We start from the raw sequence: 15,928 nt of genomic DNA, 5'->3' as shown, positions 1-15,928 counted from the left end.
TCCATTCTTTCGTCTAGGAGGAACACATGAAATCACTCGTCCTTGTTCTTGGAAGTCTCCTATTGCTTACGACTGTGGCGTGCCAGTCAACGACGTTGCGCTTTCCTGCGGCGCCGATAGGGCCCAATGAAAAGTCCTTGGGTCCGACTGAGGCGACCAGCGTCGGCATCATGCTTTTTGGGGTCATTCCGATCAATCAGAACACTAGGTTTGAAAATGCCATGCGCGAAGCTGCTGCAAAAGCGGGAGGCACGAGACTAACGGATGTCGCTATCTCTGAGCGATGGTTCTGGGCAGCAGTGCTCGATGGATTCATCTTTAAGGTTGAAGGGACAGCAGTCGGGAGCAAATAAGCGTCCTCGACAGGTCCACTTCTGGACAACGAGTGCTGCGTGTGTATTTGATCGGGCTCTGGCCTGTGTCATGATGACAGGCTAGAGCCCGATTCGTTTTAAGTGATTGTTTGAACGGCCAAGGGGATCAGTTCAGGCTCTTATCTCATGGTGAGGATCTTAGTTGTGAAGAAGAACGATCGGTAAAATGGCCATCCCGACAGGTCAGTCGATTCATGCTATGCTTTTGAAGGAACTTGGGGATGCATATGCGATTGTGGTTGAACTCGCGTTGGGTGCTCTGGTTGTTTCTGCCGCTGTGGGCCTCGCTAGCTTCCGTCGCGTTGGCTGAAAGGAGCCCAGCGAACAATCCAAGTGTAGCGGAACGGATCGGGAACACCGCTAAGAAAGTTGGGAATAAGATTGAGCAAGGATTTACGAAGGCAGCGAAAAAACTTAAGGAAAAGAAAGTGGGAGAAAAGATCGAGCGTAAGTTAAAAAAGGCGGTCACGAAGACCGAGGAAGGGTTCAAGAAAGCCGGTAAAAAGATCGACAAAAAACTCCGCTAACAGACCTCGCTTCAATCCACCACTCCTGTCATACTCCTTCAGAGCCTCGCAATCGCTGAAAATGCTCGGCAAGCACAGCATGAGTCTTCTCGACCAATTCTTCATCTACCATCCTGAACCGTGGCAAGACCGAGATTGGGCTAGGCTCAGTGGATTGCCGCTTGAAGATGTGTGGTTTCAGAGTTCTGATGGCGTCCGGTTGTTTGGGTGGTATGTCGAAACAACCGCCGACCGGCCGGTTCTACTGTGGTGTCATGGCAATGCTGGCAATATCATCAATCGGCTTGATAATCTCAGGTTTCTTTACCAGATGGGTCTTTCCATCTTCCTGTTCGACTATCGAGGGTATGGGAAAAGTCAAGGCGTCCGTCCCAGTGAGAAAGGATTGTATGAAGATGCGTATGGAGCCTATGATTACTTGACGAAGGGCAGAAAGATTCGCGCTGAGCGAATCGTCTTGTTTGGACGATCGCTCGGCGCCTCAGTGGCTGGCGAGTTGGCGACCCAACGACCCGCCACCGGGTTGATTCTTGAGTCGTCATTTTCATCAATCGAAGCCGTTGCCAGGTTGCATTACGGTGGGTTCCTGGCGCATTGGTTCCTGGGAGCAGAATTTCGATTAGTTGATCGTCTTCCGAATTTGTCACTGCCCAAACTAATTATTCACGGGGACAGGGACGATATCATACCCATCAAACTGGGACGCCACATTTTTGATGTGGCCAAACCGCCAAAGGAATGGTATGTGATCCAAGGTGCCGACCATAACAACACGTATCTGGTGGGCGGGCGAGCCTATTTTCTACGACTGGCAGAATTCATCAAGAAGGTGGTCTAGCAGATTGCGGTGTGCCGTTTAGTCGGCGGTTGCGTGGCTCCATCGATTCAATGTCTGTGATGGCCTAAACTTACCGCTCAATCTGTCCTCCGCTATGATCCTTGATTTCCACGTCCTAGTTTTCATGCTCAGCACCGTCATCGTGCTCCTCACTCCTGGGCCGACGAACACCTTGCTTGCAGCTGCCGGTCTAGGACAGGGTTTGTGGAAGGCGCTACCGCTGATAGCCTTCGAGCTGGTGGGCTACCTCATTGCGATATCGGGATGGGGAATTTTTCTCACTTCGATAGAACAATACTATCCATGGTTGAGCAATGTGGTACGCGTAGCCTGTAGCTGCTATCTTCTGTTTGTCGCCGTTAAGATATGGATTTCTACGGGGAAGCTTCCGATATCGGAAGAAGGCTCGATCGGACCAGCTACCGTGTTCATGACAACTATGTTAAATCCGAAGGGGTTGTTATTCGCTTCCACAATTTTCCCACCGCATGCGTTCGACAACGTGCAAATCTATTTGGCTGCAACGGTGTTGTTTATGTGTGTGGTCGTTCCGATCGGTGTTGCATGGGTGGCGCTGGGGGCAGTAGTTGGCAATGGACGTATGATGGCTATGGATCCATTCAAGCTGCAACGGACGGTTGCTTTAGTAATCGGCATATTTTCAATGACGATAGTGTGGACGACTGTTCATTAATATGCGTTGAAGCATCCAAAGTGGCTCTATGCATTTCCCATTTGCCGCAGGATGCCGAAGTTTCTAAGGTATTACCGTTTCGCTTCCGGTGGCGGCCAATTCATTTCCGTGTGTCGTCCGCAATAGTAGCATTGCAGGCGGTACCGGGCTTTACGGCGAGGGTTGGGTAAGGAGATGAAGGTAATGGGCGTGTCGTCGTATGAACAGGTCGGCTGTTCGTGGAGGAGATGCATTTCCGCCATTAAGGTGATGGAGGCCACGTCCCAGGAGGGCTGATGTTCTTCCTTGCCGGTGATTTTCTCGACCGTGTGACACCGTTCGCAGGTGGCTTCGTACGACTTGATGCGGGCGCTATGGGGAGTATGATCCTCCACGTCCATGGCTCCACCGCATCCCGGCTTCGGACAAGTCAGATGTTCATGCTGAAGGACTTGGACGAAACGACGGTGAGCTTCGCGTTCCTGTTCCGATTTCATCGGTACCCTCCCTTTCCTGAACTCTCTTCTCTCCAAAGAACGGCATGCAGGTTGGTTCCCCTGCGCACATCCTTCTCCCGCGAGGTGGGTATGTTGGCCTCACCTGCGCGCATGCACCGGGCACCGCCCTCTGACCGCCGTCAAATCATGTCTCGTGTGCGCGGTCCGCGAGCAACTGAGGTCAATATGCGCGCTCGCTCTTCATATTCCCCAGCCTCCGCTGATCTGAATATTGGCGCCGTTGACATAACGGGCTTCTTCGCTGAGTAAATAACGAACGGCTCCAACGGTATCCTCAACCGTTCCAATATACCCGGCGGGAATGCGTTTGGTCATGGCGGCAAGTTCATGAGGCGGCGCGCTGCCGGAATCGATGAAACCCGGCGAAATAGCATTGACGGTGATGCCGTAAGACGCCAAGAGTTTGGCTAATGTGCGGGTCAGAATAAGCACGCCTGCCTTGGCGACATAGTGGGCCGTCACATCGGGCTGCGCTTCCATTTGGTCGGCATTGGCCATGCTGAAGCTGATGATCCGGCCGGCTCTGCGAGCCTTCATGCCCGGTGCAACGGCCTGCGCGAGGTAGAAGATGGGATGCAGGTTGCCGGCGAACATATCGTTCCAACCCTCGACGGTTTCCTCGAACAGGTTGATGCGATGATAAGGCCCTGCGCCATTGATCAGAGCGTCGATTCGGCCCCATTCTTTTTCAACCTGCATGACCAGGTTTCTGGCTGCGACTGGATCAGAAACATCGCAGCGGACGGCCAATGCTTGTCCTCCTCGCTGCGTGATGTCCTGCGCCGTTATCTTGGCCTCGGCTTCGCTGGTTCTGTAGCAGAGGGCAATCCTCCACTGCCGTGACGCCAGGTCGAGTGCGATCCCTCGTCCGATGCCTTTTGCTCCTCCCGTGATCAGTGCAACGTGCTGGCTCATGTGGTTCCTCGGTTGAACGTTTGATGACGCATTATGCTCTTGAATGCAATCGTTTGGCGAGTGTTTGCAGTACTCCGGCCGTACGACTCGAAAACACACGCTCGTTCTTTGGTTTCTTCGCGTCGGCGATGCTGGATTCAATCATGGCTTGGAGATCGGCAGGTGTATCCACGTCACGCCATGGTTCCAGCAACGCAGTCTTGAGTCCGAGCGAGGAGGCTCTCTCTTGCGTGAGTGGTAACACCTCGTCGGTGGACCAAGGAATGTTGGTGAACAGTTCCGGGGCCAACCGCTTGAGGCCGATCAGACAGTAGCCTCCGTCTAAAGCCGGACCGAGTACGAGATCATGGTTTTCCAGCAGGGCCAAGGCTTGCTTGAAATGATCGAGAGGAAGCGTCGGCACATCAGTCCCGATAATCAGAACACGTTGATATCCACGCGCGAACATCGTCTCAACGGCCTGGTTCATGCGCGCACCGAGGTCGTCGCCGACTTGATCGATCAGCTTGACGCCCTGCCGTTCTTCCATGATCTTGAAAAAGACATGTGTTACAGACGGGACACAGGCGAGGCAGCGATCAAGCGGCAATTTCAGCTTGGCGACTGCGATCTTCGTCCGTTCCAAGGTATCCAGGATGAAACTTCCCTGGAGCGTGGCGGCTTCGTCGGGAGTGAGAGGAGGGCAAAGACGCGTCTTCACCTGACCGGGAACCGGCGCTTTGGCAAAGATCACCAGGGCAGCTTGGTGAGGGAGTAGGAACGGGAGGCCATGGGGTGTCGGTTTCATCGGATGGCGGCGTAAAAGTTCTGGAGTCGGTGAGGGCTGACTCCCGCCCAATACAGGAAGCGCAGAATCCACATCAGGAGAATGGTTCTCAGCGGGCCTTGGGTGTCCCAACGTCTAAACGAGGTGACGACGGTATCCCTGAGCGCCACGGTCGGACCAGCTTGTTGCAGTCGCGTGCTGAATTCGATGTCTTCCATCAGTGGAATCTCGGAGAAGCCTCCGAGCAGTTCGAACACGTGGCGTCGGACAAACAGGGCTTGGTCACCGGTCGCGATGCCCGTCAAGCGCGACCGGCGATTCATAAAGGAGCTGATGACTCGTCCCCACATCGAGGGGCTGTCGAATCGGACGTTGAAGCGGCCGCCGACCGCGGTCCGCTTGGACAACGCTGATTCAACGATCCGGCCGGCTTGCGCCGGCAACTGTGTGTCGGCATGCAAGAAGAGCAGAATCTCGCCCTGGCTGGCCTTCGCCCCCTCGTTCATTTGGCGCGCGCGCCCTTGCGGCGCTTCGATGACGCGAGCGTTGGCCGTACGGGCGCAAAACTCTTGAGCGAGACTCAGAGTGCCGTCGGTGCTGCCTCCGTCAACGATGATGACTTCGGCGAGGGTGGACGCCGACAGACACTCGAGAGTCAGGGGAAGGCTCTTTTCTTCGTTCAGGGTTGGAATGATGACGGAAATCGTCATCTGTGATCACGCCGTGGGTTTCTTGGGCTCAACGAACATGAAGTACATGACCGTGATGATGGTAGTCCAGAAGAGCACTTGCTTGTGCCAAAATAGGACTTCACCATAGTGAAAGAGGCCCAAAGCCAGCCCGATCGCCACGGCCATCACTCCATAACGGAAGGTCGGAGTTTCGATGGCCGCATTGGCCCAAATGGCAAGGCCGGCGAAATAGATGAGAAACGGCACGACATTGATTTCAAACCCGCCGCTGATGGACAAGAACACATTGAGAAAGCCGATAAACATCAGCGCGGTGCCGACCATCAAGCCGATGACGTGTATCTGATGGTCATTCCCGCTTCCCTGCTCTCCCGGTTCGGTCTGACGTGACGGGTGCAGGGATTCGTCTTGAGGTTGTGGTAGGTCGGACGGAGCCATGGTCAGACTTTAAAATGTTTACTGAGCGTCAAGGTTTGTTGCTGATAGGATGACCCCAACAGTGATCCATAGAGCTGTGTCGGCATCCCCGCCATCCTGTCGTAGACGACCTTGAAAAAGGTCTGCCCGTCATGGATCAAGAATGGCACGTCATGCGGGCGAACTTCCAGCACAACTTGCGTGCCCTTGATCTCTCCCTTCGAGCCATAGCCGAAGCCAGGGTCAAAAAACCCCGCATAGTGAGTCCGTAGCTCCCCGCAGGCTGCTTCATAGGCGACCATTTCAGCCGCGTAGCCGGCCGGCACACGAATACGCTCTTTCGAGGCCAGGATATAAAACTCTTCCGGCTCCAATAGCAAGCTGTCGTGGCGATGGCGATGGAGCGGTTCCCAAAAGTCAGCCGCCGCATAATGACCGACTTTTTCCAGGTCGATGACATGGCTGTTCTTCTTGGCACGGTAGCCGATCACCCGGGAGTCTCTCTGATCCGTTCCCGCGAGATCAATGCGCAGGAAGAGTCCACGTTCAACGCGAAAGTCTCGGCTCCCCACGGTCTTGGGGGAGGGAACATTGTGGTACAACAAGGGGGTATTCCGATGCAGCGCCTGCAGCGCTTGGTCCGAGACCGTGGCCTCGCCATGCAAAAATCGAATTTGGTTCAACGACTGCCCCGCGCGAACCTTGATGGCAAACGAGCGCGGGACGACCTCCAAAAACAACTGGCCCCGATAGCCGGCACGGATCTCATCAAACCCGGAGGTGAGATCCGTCACCACGCGGGTGAAGACATCCAGGCGTCCTGTCGTGCTCTTCGGATTCGCCCGTGCGCGGATCGTCTTCGGCAGGGCCAGCTGTTCCAGTAGGGGAACGAGATACACGTGGCCCTTCTCCAGAATCGCCCCCTGGGCAAGGTCCATTTCGTACATCACGAGGTCCGACTGATAGAAATCCATCACATTCAGTCTGGAGGAGATGGCCGACAACTCCGGTAGGAAGCTACTGATCAGACGATAGGCTTTGCGGCCTAGGCGGAGATCAAGGCTGGCCGGCTGGATCTGTCTGTCTTCGATTGTCGGAGAGGCGCTGATAGCTCGGCTCGCGATCAAGCGCTTGATGTCCTGATAGGGAAGAATCCCGGATCGGGGTGCATGAGTGGTCACAAGTCGTCCGCATCTCCGCCGCAGCTGTTACCCCAGGCGGCGTAACCGTCGCGATCAGGGTAGCTGTCACTGCAAGCCGCATAGGCTTCTTCCGAGTCATCGAGCGAGGAACGAACACCCACCATCGGAAGTTCCCGCCGATTGTCAACTCTCGGCTGGGGATAGTGGAACGTCTTCTGCTCATAATTCCGGAGGATCGCTCCGTCCTCGTCCATGTGAACGAGGTAGTCATCCGGCAGCAACGGGATTTTGCCGCCGCCGCCCGGGGCATCAATCACGAAATGAGGCACGGCCATTCCGCTCGTGTGGCCTTGGAGAGCTTTGATGATGTTCAGACCTGTTTCGACGGTCGTCCGGAAATGATTCGTCCCCTTCGTCAAGTCGGCTTGATACAGATAGTAAGGTTTCACCCTTGCAAGGAGCAGCTGATGGACGAGGCGTTTCATCACGTCCGGGTCGTCATTCACACCCTTGAGGAGGACGGTTTGAGCGCCCAAGGGAATGCCGGCATCCGCGAGCAGGCCGCAAGCCGATCTGACTTCCGGCGTCAGTTCGTCCGGGTGATTGAAGTGCAGGTTCATGTAAATGGGGTGGTACTTCTTCACCATGTCGCAGAGTTTAGACGTGATGCGTTGCGGCAACGTGCCGGGGACTCGCGAGCCAATTCTGATGAGCTCCAAGTGGGGGATCGTTCGAAGCGCCTTCAGCACGCGTTCGAGGAGATAGTCGGGGAGCAGCAGGGGGTCGCCGCCCGAGAGGATGACGTCGCGTACTTCCGTGTGTTCACGAAGATATTGGACGGCGAGATCCAACTCGCCTTTCTTGAGGAACCCAGGCTTGCCGACCAGCCGTTTCCTGGTACAGAACCGGCAATAGATCGGGCATTGATTCGTCACCATCAGCAACACCCGGTCCGGATAGCGGTGAACGAGGTGGGGCACCGGGCTCATCACGTCTTCTTCAAGCGGATCGTCGTCGGCCGCAATGTCGTCTAATTCCGCCCGGTCGGGGACCACCTGTTTCCAGATCGCATCATCCTTCGACTTGATGGTTTCGAGGACGGTCGGGGTGATCCGCATGGGATAAGGACCGACGATCGCTTCAAGCTCTTTTTCGTCGAGACCGAACCGCTCCGCCAAGTCCTTGGGCTTTACGATGCTCTTCGCCAGGACCTGTCTCCAGTCTTCCATGAATCATCCTTCGTTGATCAGTTAATCCGGCAAGAAGGGTGTTCGTCGTCTTCACCGGACATATCGGGCGTGGCGCGGACCTGCGACCGAAACTCTGTGCCAGCCGAGGTCCCTGCATGGTCGGCACGAGACCGTTCGTCAAGATAGGCCAGAATGTCGGCGGTTTCCGTCAGAACAAGATCGCCATCCTTGAGGACCGGCACATAATATTGCCCGGAGACTTCATAGACCTGCGTGCGCATCCGTCTGCTGTCGGGAACGACGACCTCGTCACAAGCCAAACCCACGTCAGCCAGTTTTTGACGGACGACTCGGCAGTCAGGGCACCAATCGACATGGAAAAGAGTCATAGCCACGATCGTATTAGGCTACCAGGAAAAAGGAGAAAGTGAAACGCCCATTTTATGGTTTATTGAAAAGGCGCGCATCAGCCGGATCGAAGGGCACAAGGGACCATGATCGCGTCTTGCATGCCATGAAGAATCTTTTTGTCCGCCGGGCAGATGGTGGCCAGGATACCGGCGAGTTCAACGTTTCCCTCAGAAACAAAGTAATAGGGCGAGAGCCGCGCACGGCCTGACATATGTACCATGGCGTGCCCATCTTCATCCAAGAAATCCATCTCGAACCGCCGCCCTTTGTGAAACTCCTGCAGGATATAGGGAGTGGTCGGGAAGGAGGCGAGCGCTGTTCGAAGCGCCTCAATCCATTCCGTCTGAGGTGTGTCATGACCGATTGTTACGCCCCGGCTGCCCCATGCGAGCTCGGAAAATCCGGAAGGCTTGACGACGAAATGCCGCTCCTTTTGCGTGGCTGTTTCAAGATCGGTCCAATTGGCAACCGGACGTCCACCGACTTGTAAGCCGGGGATGGTTGCAATCGCAGGAAGCGGTGTTGGGTCGAGAACCCAGGTCCTGGGCATGAGCGTGCCCAAATGCAGCAGGCAGTCTTCGCCGAGTTCCTTCTCCCAAAACGGTCGCAACACCGGGTGATGGAGCAAGGCGAAGGCCAGTTTTTCCTCCAGGGCCGGCTTGTAGGGAGGAGTCATGGAGACCCACCCTTTTTTCACGGCATATTGAACGAGTTCGGCCTTCGGGACGTTCAGCAAGTCGAACAGTTCATAAAAGCGGTAGATCACGCTGATCGCCTGTTCGGTACCGTCAGTATGAAGGCGGAGCCCTTCCTCTGTGAACCGAATCTCGCGCGGCTCGACGCACCAAGCGGATAACCCTTCTTCGCGAAGCCGTGCAGCCAGCCAGGACATTTCGGGCCGATAGTCCCGGGATTCATCCGAGACCACGATGGCAATGCATCCTGCCTGTTGGTCTTGCAGTGACCGCAACATGCGAGCAAATCCGCGGACCATCCCATCTCTCCCGCCGACGAGCCCTACGGCATGGCCCTCCAGGTCATGGTAGATCTGCGACAGACAGGCGGTAAGTCCGATGCCTCCCGGTACCGAATCGAGCTCGGTGATCACCATGCCATCCTGCGACGGGATGATATCCGGCCGGATGACGCCGGGCAGAACATCGCGAAACCGTTTCATCCGGCTGTATTGCACCAACGCCGGCGGTTTGCCCTGATCGAGATACTTGGCGACCCAGGTCGGTTGAATGCCTTTGACGCTTTCGATGTACAGCCGATTCAATCCCCGATAGAACGACAACAGCTGCGGCCCCAAATCGGTGAAGAAACGCAATTGTTCGGATGACAGGTAAAACGGGCAGGGGCTGATTCGCCAGGAGGCCGTCGCCTGCAATTCTAAGGCGGATCTCTGTTGGGAAAACGCCGATTGAGCTCCAAACAGATTCGCGCGGTGCAATTGCTCGCGAATGGCCCGGCCCCGGTCACGTGCGGTTTCAGGAGAGAGTGTCGGACAGGAGGATTCAGTCTGTGCCAACGAACAATCCTCAGCTTAGGTTCGGGAACGGCGTTAGATGGGCGAAGTCAGCCATGCTAGCACGCACATCGGGGAGCGACAAGAGGCCAGTGGACCGTCCCCCTGGCGTCGGAACTCGCGAGTCGGAAGAAAATAAGTGAAGCGGTCCTGAGCTGACCGGAAGCAAACCTTCCTTGCTACCGTTCGGCATGCATCGTATGATTGGACCTCGATGGGCACCCGTACAGTGGATTCCAAACAAACCATGCCAGTTCTGCCCCAGCTGGTTCCTGATTCGGCGTGTTTCCGTTGCGATGTCTGTTGCCGTTTCCCGGAGGCCGATAGCTTTCTTCGTCCATATTTTACCCGTCGAGAAATCCGCGAGGCGGTAGCGCATGGAGTGGCCGATTCGTTCTTTCCCGACAAGTCGGGCGCGCAAGTCGACCTCGTCAAGAATCCGAACGGGGACGGATATCTCTGTCCCGCGTTTGATCCCACGTCGGGTCGTTGCGGGATCTACGACGTCCGCCCGTTGGATTGTCGGTTGTACCCGCTGGTCTTGATGTGGGATGCGTCGGGACGAGAAGTGTTGCTTGGGTGGGATTCCAAGTGCCCCTTCATGTGCGACGCATCCTCGAGTGCCATTCGCGAGTACGGAGAGCAGGTCGCGACCTTCCTCTTGGATGAAGCGACGATTGAAACGATCGCGGCCCATCCCCGCCTGATCGGTCGTTTTCAGGACGATGTGATCGTGCTCAAGGCCCTCCCGCACCTGACGGTTCGGCTTGCATCACAGCGAGTTGATCCTCGGCTCCGTCCGTTGACGTTGTCGGACGCATCCGCTTTCACGAAGGCTCTGGAACGCGCCCGAGTGATTGGGCCCGACACGCCGGCCGCGTTCGCGTTTCCGTACCATTATATTTGGACGTCGGTGCTCCCTCATTGGTGGATGGAGTGTGATCACACGGTGTTTCTTTTTGCCGACTCTCCTGACGGATGGTTCATGCCGCTTCCCCCGCTCGGAGACGGACCGTTGCATCGGACCGTGGAACAGGCTTTCGCGATGATGCGATCGTGGAACGGGTCGTCGTCCGTGAGTCGCGTCGAAAACGTGACAGAGTCGCAACGACAACTGCTGGAGTGCGACAGGATCCAATTTCGCCGGAAAGAAGGAGACTATCTCTATTCGGCCAAGGAACTGGTCGCCTTGTCAGGAGACCGCTACAAGTCCCAGCGGGCGCTTTGCAACCGTGCGGCGCGAGAACAGGCGATCACGAGCGAGTCCTATCGGCCCGATCACCGGTCCGAGTGCATGCGTCTATATCGCCGATGGGCCGAACAGAAACGACAGGGAGATCTTGATCATATGGGGAAGCTGCTCCTGGAGGATGCGGAAATGGCGCATGGTCTCGTCTTTCAGGAATATGAGCGGATGGGTCTGTCGGGGACCGTCGTGAGAGTCAACGGTGACATCGCCGCCTATACGTTCGGTTACCGGTTGACGCCTCAAACCTGGTGCATCCTTTTGGAAGTCGCGGACCGCTCCATCCCCGGTCTGGCACAGTGGGTATTCCGAGAAACCTGTCGCGCCGCCGTGGCGCAAGGGGCGGCCCAGATCAATACCCTGGACGATGCCGGTCTGCCGGGACTCCGTGCCGCCAAGTTGGCCTACCGTCCATCCGTCGTTCTGGACACCTGGGTGATCACAAGGACGATCTCATGACTCAACCGGAGGAGCGAACCGTTTCAACGGCTCGCCGATACGAGTGGCTGACGTTCGTGATGGTTTTGAGCACGCTGGTTACTCTGGGCGTGGGAACCTTCCTGCTCGGCCATGTTGAACGCAGCATCGTGGCGGCCGTCTGGCTTCCGCTGTTGGTGCTGCTGCTGTGGTCGACGAGTCGGTTGCGAGCGGAGTATCGACAAGCCCAACAGGAAAGTGCGTGGGCGCGGGCGGCTGAGGCGGCGCTGCTGCAAAGTCAGGAGCGCAACCGGGCGATCGTCGATACGGCGCTCGATGGCGTCATTACCATCGATGCGGCCGGAATCGTGACCGAGTGGAATGCGCAAGCGACGGCGATCTTCGGGTGGACCCGCGAAGAGGCGATGGGGAAATTGCTGTCGGACACCATTATCCCGGAACGGGATCGGGAGGCGCATGCGCAAGGGATTCGAGAGTATCTCAAGACCGGTGCCGGCCCGGTGCTGAATCGCCGGATCGAGATCGCCGCGCGGCACAGGGAGGGCCACGAGTTTCCGGTGGAACTCGCCGTCTCGCCGGCACGTATCGGTGAAGCGTATATCTTTAGCGCTTTCGTGCGCGATATTACCGATCGTCGTCGGGCCGAGCGGCGGCAGGCGTCTCAATATGCCGTGACGCGTGTCCTGTCGGAAGCCATGAGACTCGAAGAAGCGGTGCCGAAAATCGTTCAGGCGGTCGGCGAGAGTCTCGAATGGGACCTCGGCGTATTTTGGCGGCTGGACAAACAATCGGGAACGCTGCGGTGCCTCGATCACTGGCAAATCACGACGCTTGCCGCTGATGAGTTTATCGCGCAGATCCAGCATCAGACCTTCAAGCCGGGCGTGGGATTACCGGGTCGGATTTTGGAAAGCGGACAACCGGTGTGGATCAGAGACGTGACGGTCGATCCCGCCTTTGTTCGAGCGGATTTGGCCGCCAAGACCGGGCTTCATGGGGCCTTTGGGTTTCCCATCCGTATCGGGGGTGAAATCGATGGCGTCATCGAGTTTTTCAGCCATCAAGTGCGTGAGCCCGACGGCGAATTGCTCAGTATGATCGCCGATGTCGCTCTCAAGATCGGTCAATTCGGTGAACGCGCCAGAGCCGAAGAGGCGTTGCGCCTGACGGAAGCGCAACTGCGCCAGGCTCAGAAAATGGAAGCCGTGGGGAGGCTCGCCGGCGGTGTCGCCCATGATTTCAACAACCTGTTGACGGTGATTCGCGGGTATAGCGAGTTGATCCTGAGTCGCTTGCCGCCGACGGATCCATCACGGCGTGAGATGGAAGAGGTCAAAAAAGCCGCCGATCGAGCTGCCGGCCTGACCAGCCAGCTGCTGGCGTTCAGCCGACGGCAATTCGTGGCCACCAAGATCGTGGATCTGAACGCGCTCGTCATGAACATGGACGGAATGTTGCGGCGGTTGTTGGGCGAAGACATCATCGAACTCTGTGCCGATCTTGAACCACAGCTGGGTGCGATCAAGGCCGATCCGGGACAGATCGAACAGGTGATCATGAATCTGGCCGTCAATGCCCGGGATGCGATGCCCATGGGCGGCCAGCTGACGATCCAGACCAGGAATGTCACCATCGGAAAAGGCCCTCGGCGTGAAACCATGATGCTCGAAGAGGGATCCTACGTGCTCTTGGCGATCAGAGACACCGGCCATGGAATGAGTGAAGAAACTCAATCGCATTTATTCGAGCCGTTTTTTACGACGAAGGAAAAAGGGAAGGGGACCGGTCTCGGGTTGTCCACCGTGTACGGCATCGTGAAGCAAAGCGGTGGAACGATCGGGATCGAAAGCAAGCAAGGCCTGGGAACCACGTGCAAGATCTTTTTCCCGAAGGTGGACGAGACCACGCAAACGGCGCCCATCGGCAACGGAACAGTGGGGAGAGCGATCGGACGAGAGACCATTCTCGTCGTCGAGGACGATCCGTCGGTACGCGGGCTTGTGCAGGAAGCGCTCCGCCTGAACGGGTATGAGGTCTTGGTTGCGCGTCACGGTATCGAGGCACTTCTGACCGGTGCGAAGCACCTGGGCCCCATCCATTTGTTATTGACGGACGTCGCGATGCCGCAGATGAGCGGGCCGGAGGTTGCCGAAAAACTGACGGTGGCGCGGCCTGAGATCAAGGTCTTGTACATGTCCGGCTACCCCGACCATCCGGTATTCGAACAGGGTGGCGTCAAGCGGGACACGGCCTTTCTTCAAAAACCCTTCACGCCGAACCTACTCACTCAAAAAGTCCGCGAAGTCCTTGATGGGAAGAGGGTGGCGTAACTGGCTGTCCTGAGACCCATCGCTTGATCTTCGCGGTTTATTCCGTTTATTGTGACGATGATTTGAGATCGGTCACAGCCAATCCGATCGACTGATATCCCAACGAGGAACGAATCGTTAATGCAACAGGTACGGGAAGTCGATGTCGCCCAGTATCGCATCCTGCAGGAGCCGTTTTATGCGGAGGTTTGTGGGGAGGTCGGCCTGTTCACGATTGCCGCCGAGAGAAGGCTGCCGGTCATGCTCAAGGGGCCGACCGGTTGCGGGAAGACTCGTTTCGTGCAGTACATGGCGTACAAGCTCGGCCGACCGCTGATCACGGTCGCTTGTCACGAGGATCTCACGGCATCCGACCTGGTGGGGCGGTACCTCCTGAAGGGACAGGAGACCGTTTGGATGGACGGACCCCTGACCGCCGGGGTGAAACATGGCGCCATTGTCTATCTCGACGAGGTCGTGGAAGCCAGAAAGGACACGACTGTCATCATCCATCCCCTCAGCGATGACCGACGGGTGCTTCCGATCGAGAAAAAGGGTCAGATTGTGCAGGCAGCCGACGAGTTCATGCTGGTGATCTCCTACAATCCCGGCTATCAGAGTGTCCTCAAAGATCTGAAGCAGAGCACGAAGCAGCGATTTTTGGCGATTGAGTTCGACTACCCCGCGCCGGACATCGAAACGGCGGTCGTTCAGCGGGAGGCAGGGGTGGAAGCCGCCATTGCCGGCCGTCTCGTCAAGCTCGGTCAAAAGGTCCGCAATCTGAGAAACCACGGATTGGAGGAAGGTGTCAGCACCAGGCTCTTGATCTATGCCGGTACCCTCATCAAGCAAGGCGTACCACCCGAACGGGCCTGCGACGTGGCCGTCGCCCGTCCGATCACCGATGATTCGGACATGCAACGCACGATACTCGAATTCGTCAAAGCGATCTTTTGATCCGTCGATTCTCGTGGATTCCCTTCCTGTCATCGCGCGGGACCACAAGGGCGGCTCCATCCTCACAGTGCATGTCCAACCCAACGCCGCTCGCACCGAATGTGTCGGCATTCACGGCGATGCAGTGAAGATCCGTCTCGCGGCTCGTCCCATTCACGGCGCCGCCAACGAGGAACTGATCCGCTTCATCGCTGCTCGTTGCGCGGTTCCCCGTGCGAATGTGCACATTCAGGCCGGCGCGGAAGCTCGCCGTAAACGAGTATACGTGAAAGGAATGGCGGCAGCGCTGCTATGGGCGCGATTATTGCCAGAGGACAGAAAGGAAGGGTAAAGGCATGAGAGCAAGGGGAATGGGTATGGTCTGCTGCCTTGCGTTGATGGTGACGGCATGTTCCGGCGCGCGACCGGTTCTCTACCCGAATGACCGTTTGCAATCAGTCGGAAAGGACGTTGCAGAACAGGACATCGAGACCTGCAAGCAGTTGGCCGAATCAGCCGGCGCGGAAGAAAGCAGCGGCGGCGGCAAGGTCGGACGTGTCGCGACTGGTACTGCCGTCGGTGCTGGCGCTGGTGCTGCGAGTGGAGCGCTGGGGAGCGTGATCGCCGGGGCATCAGCCGGTCTTGGGTCGATGGTCGGCGCGGCGAGTGGAGCGGTCTGGGGCCTCTTAACCGGCCTGTTTCATGCTGTCGCCGGCCCTTCTCAACCCAGCCAGGCCTATACAGGCTTCGTCAACCGGTGTCTGCACGAGAAGGGCTATGAAGTGACGGGTTGGCAGTGAGGGGAGGAGTGCGTAAGCGCTTCAGTGGATGCTCCTTTGCTCGCTGACCGCCCACGCGGGAGTCGATCCGAAGCGCGATTGTGGGCGATGGTCGGTCAATGCGGAACATCCACCGAGCGCTTCCGTGTGATGGTGAGGGAAGAAAGCTCGGACAATGCGGGCCGTTGAGGCACCCACCCATCCGCTCTGCGAGAGAGAAGGGACAAGA

At 57.1% G+C, this 15,928-nt stretch carries 16 protein-coding genes and 2 pseudogenes; 9 read left to right on the top strand and 9 right to left on the bottom strand.

Annotation, left to right across the window (positions count from 1 at the left end):
* The first annotated feature begins 26 nt into the window (after window positions 1-26).
* The 4 genes from A4E19_01155 to A4E19_01140 all read left to right on the top strand — a co-directional run bounded on the left by A4E19_01155 (window position 27) and on the right by A4E19_01140 (window position 2,433).
* Window positions 27-353, top strand: coding sequence for a hypothetical protein (locus tag A4E19_01155; protein ID OQW35406.1), 327 nt, complete (start codon window positions 27-29; stop codon window positions 351-353).
* Window positions 354-595: 242 nt separating this feature from the next.
* Window positions 596-901 (top strand): hypothetical protein, encoded by a 306-nt coding sequence (locus A4E19_01150; protein ID OQW35405.1) that lies wholly within the window; start codon window positions 596-598, stop codon window positions 899-901.
* A 79-nt stretch (window positions 902-980) separates the two neighbouring features.
* Entirely contained in the window at window positions 981-1,739 is a 759-nt protein-coding gene (locus A4E19_01145; GenBank protein OQW35499.1) for a peptidase, read from the top strand.
* A 94-nt stretch (window positions 1,740-1,833) separates the two neighbouring features.
* Window positions 1,834-2,433 (top strand): multidrug transporter MatE, encoded by a 600-nt coding sequence (locus A4E19_01140; GenBank protein ID OQW35404.1) that lies wholly within the window; start codon window positions 1,834-1,836, stop codon window positions 2,431-2,433.
* Between the two features lie 71 nt (window positions 2,434-2,504).
* Here the strand turns inward: A4E19_01140 and A4E19_01135 are convergent, their stop codons facing one another.
* The 9 genes and pseudogenes from A4E19_01135 to A4E19_01095 all read right to left on the bottom strand — a co-directional run bounded on the left by A4E19_01135 (window position 2,505) and on the right by A4E19_01095 (window position 9,928).
* On the bottom strand, window positions 2,505-2,909 hold the full coding sequence (locus A4E19_01135; protein OQW35403.1) for a hypothetical protein: 405 nt from the start codon (window positions 2,907-2,909) through the stop codon (window positions 2,505-2,507).
* Window positions 2,910-3,110: 201 nt separating this feature from the next.
* On the bottom strand, window positions 3,111-3,845 hold the full coding sequence (locus A4E19_01130) for a 3-oxoacyl-ACP reductase (protein ID OQW35402.1): 735 nt from the start codon (window positions 3,843-3,845) through the stop codon (window positions 3,111-3,113).
* Between the two features lie 31 nt (window positions 3,846-3,876).
* Window positions 3,877-4,632, bottom strand: coding sequence for a hypothetical protein (locus A4E19_01125; GenBank protein OQW35401.1), 756 nt, complete (start codon window positions 4,630-4,632; stop codon window positions 3,877-3,879).
* Window positions 4,629-5,321 carry a hypothetical protein gene (locus tag A4E19_01120; GenBank protein OQW35400.1) on the bottom strand — a complete coding sequence of 231 codons (693 nt, stop codon included), beginning with the start codon at window positions 5,319-5,321 and terminating at the stop codon, window positions 4,629-4,631. Before A4E19_01120 ends, A4E19_01125 begins: the two co-directional genes overlap by 4 nt.
* Before the next feature lie 6 nt (window positions 5,322-5,327).
* Window positions 5,328-5,741: a hypothetical protein gene (locus A4E19_01115; protein OQW35399.1), complete on the bottom strand. Its 414-nt coding sequence runs from the start codon at window positions 5,739-5,741 to the stop codon at window positions 5,328-5,330.
* 2 nt (window positions 5,742-5,743) lie between these two features.
* Entirely contained in the window at window positions 5,744-6,901 is a 1,158-nt protein-coding gene (locus A4E19_01110) for a 2-deoxycytidine 5-triphosphate deaminase (GenBank protein OQW35398.1), read from the bottom strand.
* Between the two features lie 116 nt (window positions 6,902-7,017).
* A pseudogene (locus A4E19_01105) lies at window positions 7,018-8,091 on the bottom strand (lysine 2,3-aminomutase).
* 134 nt (window positions 8,092-8,225) lie between these two features.
* Window positions 8,226-8,441: pseudogene (locus A4E19_01100) on the bottom strand (hypothetical protein).
* A gap of 77 nt (window positions 8,442-8,518) precedes the next feature.
* The gene (locus tag A4E19_01095) at window positions 8,519-9,928 is read right to left on the bottom strand and encodes a hypothetical protein (GenBank protein OQW35498.1); all 1,410 of its coding nucleotides are present in this window, start codon (window positions 9,926-9,928) and stop codon (window positions 8,519-8,521) included.
* Window positions 9,929-10,205: 277 nt separating this feature from the next.
* On the opposite strand from A4E19_01095, the gene A4E19_01090 reads away from it, so the two are divergent.
* The 5 genes from A4E19_01090 to A4E19_01070 all read left to right on the top strand — a co-directional run bounded on the left by A4E19_01090 (window position 10,206) and on the right by A4E19_01070 (window position 15,720).
* On the top strand, window positions 10,206-11,696 hold the full coding sequence (locus A4E19_01090) for a hypothetical protein (GenBank protein ID OQW35397.1): 1,491 nt from the start codon (window positions 10,206-10,208) through the stop codon (window positions 11,694-11,696).
* The gene (locus tag A4E19_01085) at window positions 11,693-14,005 is read left to right on the top strand and encodes a hypothetical protein (protein OQW35396.1); all 2,313 of its coding nucleotides are present in this window, start codon (window positions 11,693-11,695) and stop codon (window positions 14,003-14,005) included. The genes A4E19_01090 and A4E19_01085 overlap by 4 nt, the downstream gene beginning before the upstream one ends.
* 120 nt (window positions 14,006-14,125) lie before the next feature.
* A complete protein-coding gene (locus tag A4E19_01080; protein ID OQW35395.1) occupies window positions 14,126-14,941 on the top strand; it encodes an AAA family ATPase in 816 nt (271 codons plus the stop codon).
* Window positions 14,942-14,972: 31 nt separating this feature from the next.
* Window positions 14,973-15,272 carry a hypothetical protein gene (locus tag A4E19_01075; GenBank protein OQW35497.1) on the top strand — a complete coding sequence of 100 codons (300 nt, stop codon included), beginning with the start codon at window positions 14,973-14,975 and terminating at the stop codon, window positions 15,270-15,272.
* 4 nt (window positions 15,273-15,276) lie between these two features.
* On the top strand, window positions 15,277-15,720 hold the full coding sequence (locus tag A4E19_01070; protein OQW35394.1) for a hypothetical protein: 444 nt from the start codon (window positions 15,277-15,279) through the stop codon (window positions 15,718-15,720).
* The last annotated feature ends 208 nt before the right edge of the window (window positions 15,721-15,928 follow it).

The organism is Nitrospira sp. SG-bin1 (assembly GCA_002083365.1).
In the GTDB taxonomy this organism is placed as follows: domain Bacteria; phylum Nitrospirota; class Nitrospiria; order Nitrospirales; family Nitrospiraceae; genus Nitrospira_D.
This window is presented reverse-complemented; position numbering and strand designations above follow the sequence as displayed.

What these genes read in the sequence shown, in the direction of transcription:
- A4E19_01140 (OQW35404.1), top strand. Translation starts at nt 1,834, where the DNA reads ATGATCCTTGATTTCCACGTCCTAGTTTTCATGCTCAGCACCGTCATC.
- A4E19_01125 (OQW35401.1), bottom strand. Translation starts at nt 4,632, where the DNA reads ATGAAACCGACACCCCATGGCCTCCCGTTCCTACTCCCTCACCAAGCT.
- A4E19_01130 (OQW35402.1), bottom strand. Translation starts at nt 3,845, where the DNA reads ATGAGCCAGCACGTTGCACTGATCACGGGAGGAGCAAAAGGCATCGGA.
- A4E19_01080 (OQW35395.1), top strand. Translation starts at nt 14,126, where the DNA reads ATGCAACAGGTACGGGAAGTCGATGTCGCCCAGTATCGCATCCTGCAG.
- A4E19_01090 (OQW35397.1), top strand. Translation starts at nt 10,206, where the DNA reads ATGGGCACCCGTACAGTGGATTCCAAACAAACCATGCCAGTTCTGCCC.
- A4E19_01155 (OQW35406.1), top strand. Translation starts at nt 27, where the DNA reads ATGAAATCACTCGTCCTTGTTCTTGGAAGTCTCCTATTGCTTACGACT.
- A4E19_01085 (OQW35396.1), top strand. Translation starts at nt 11,693, where the DNA reads ATGACTCAACCGGAGGAGCGAACCGTTTCAACGGCTCGCCGATACGAG.
- A4E19_01120 (OQW35400.1), bottom strand. Translation starts at nt 5,321, where the DNA reads ATGACGATTTCCGTCATCATTCCAACCCTGAACGAAGAAAAGAGCCTT.
- A4E19_01115 (OQW35399.1), bottom strand. Translation starts at nt 5,741, where the DNA reads ATGGCTCCGTCCGACCTACCACAACCTCAAGACGAATCCCTGCACCCG.
- A4E19_01150 (OQW35405.1), top strand. Translation starts at nt 596, where the DNA reads ATGCATATGCGATTGTGGTTGAACTCGCGTTGGGTGCTCTGGTTGTTT.
- A4E19_01145 (OQW35499.1), top strand. Translation starts at nt 981, where the DNA reads ATGAGTCTTCTCGACCAATTCTTCATCTACCATCCTGAACCGTGGCAA.
- A4E19_01135 (OQW35403.1), bottom strand. Translation starts at nt 2,909, where the DNA reads ATGAAATCGGAACAGGAACGCGAAGCTCACCGTCGTTTCGTCCAAGTC.
- A4E19_01070 (OQW35394.1), top strand. Translation starts at nt 15,277, where the DNA reads ATGAGAGCAAGGGGAATGGGTATGGTCTGCTGCCTTGCGTTGATGGTG.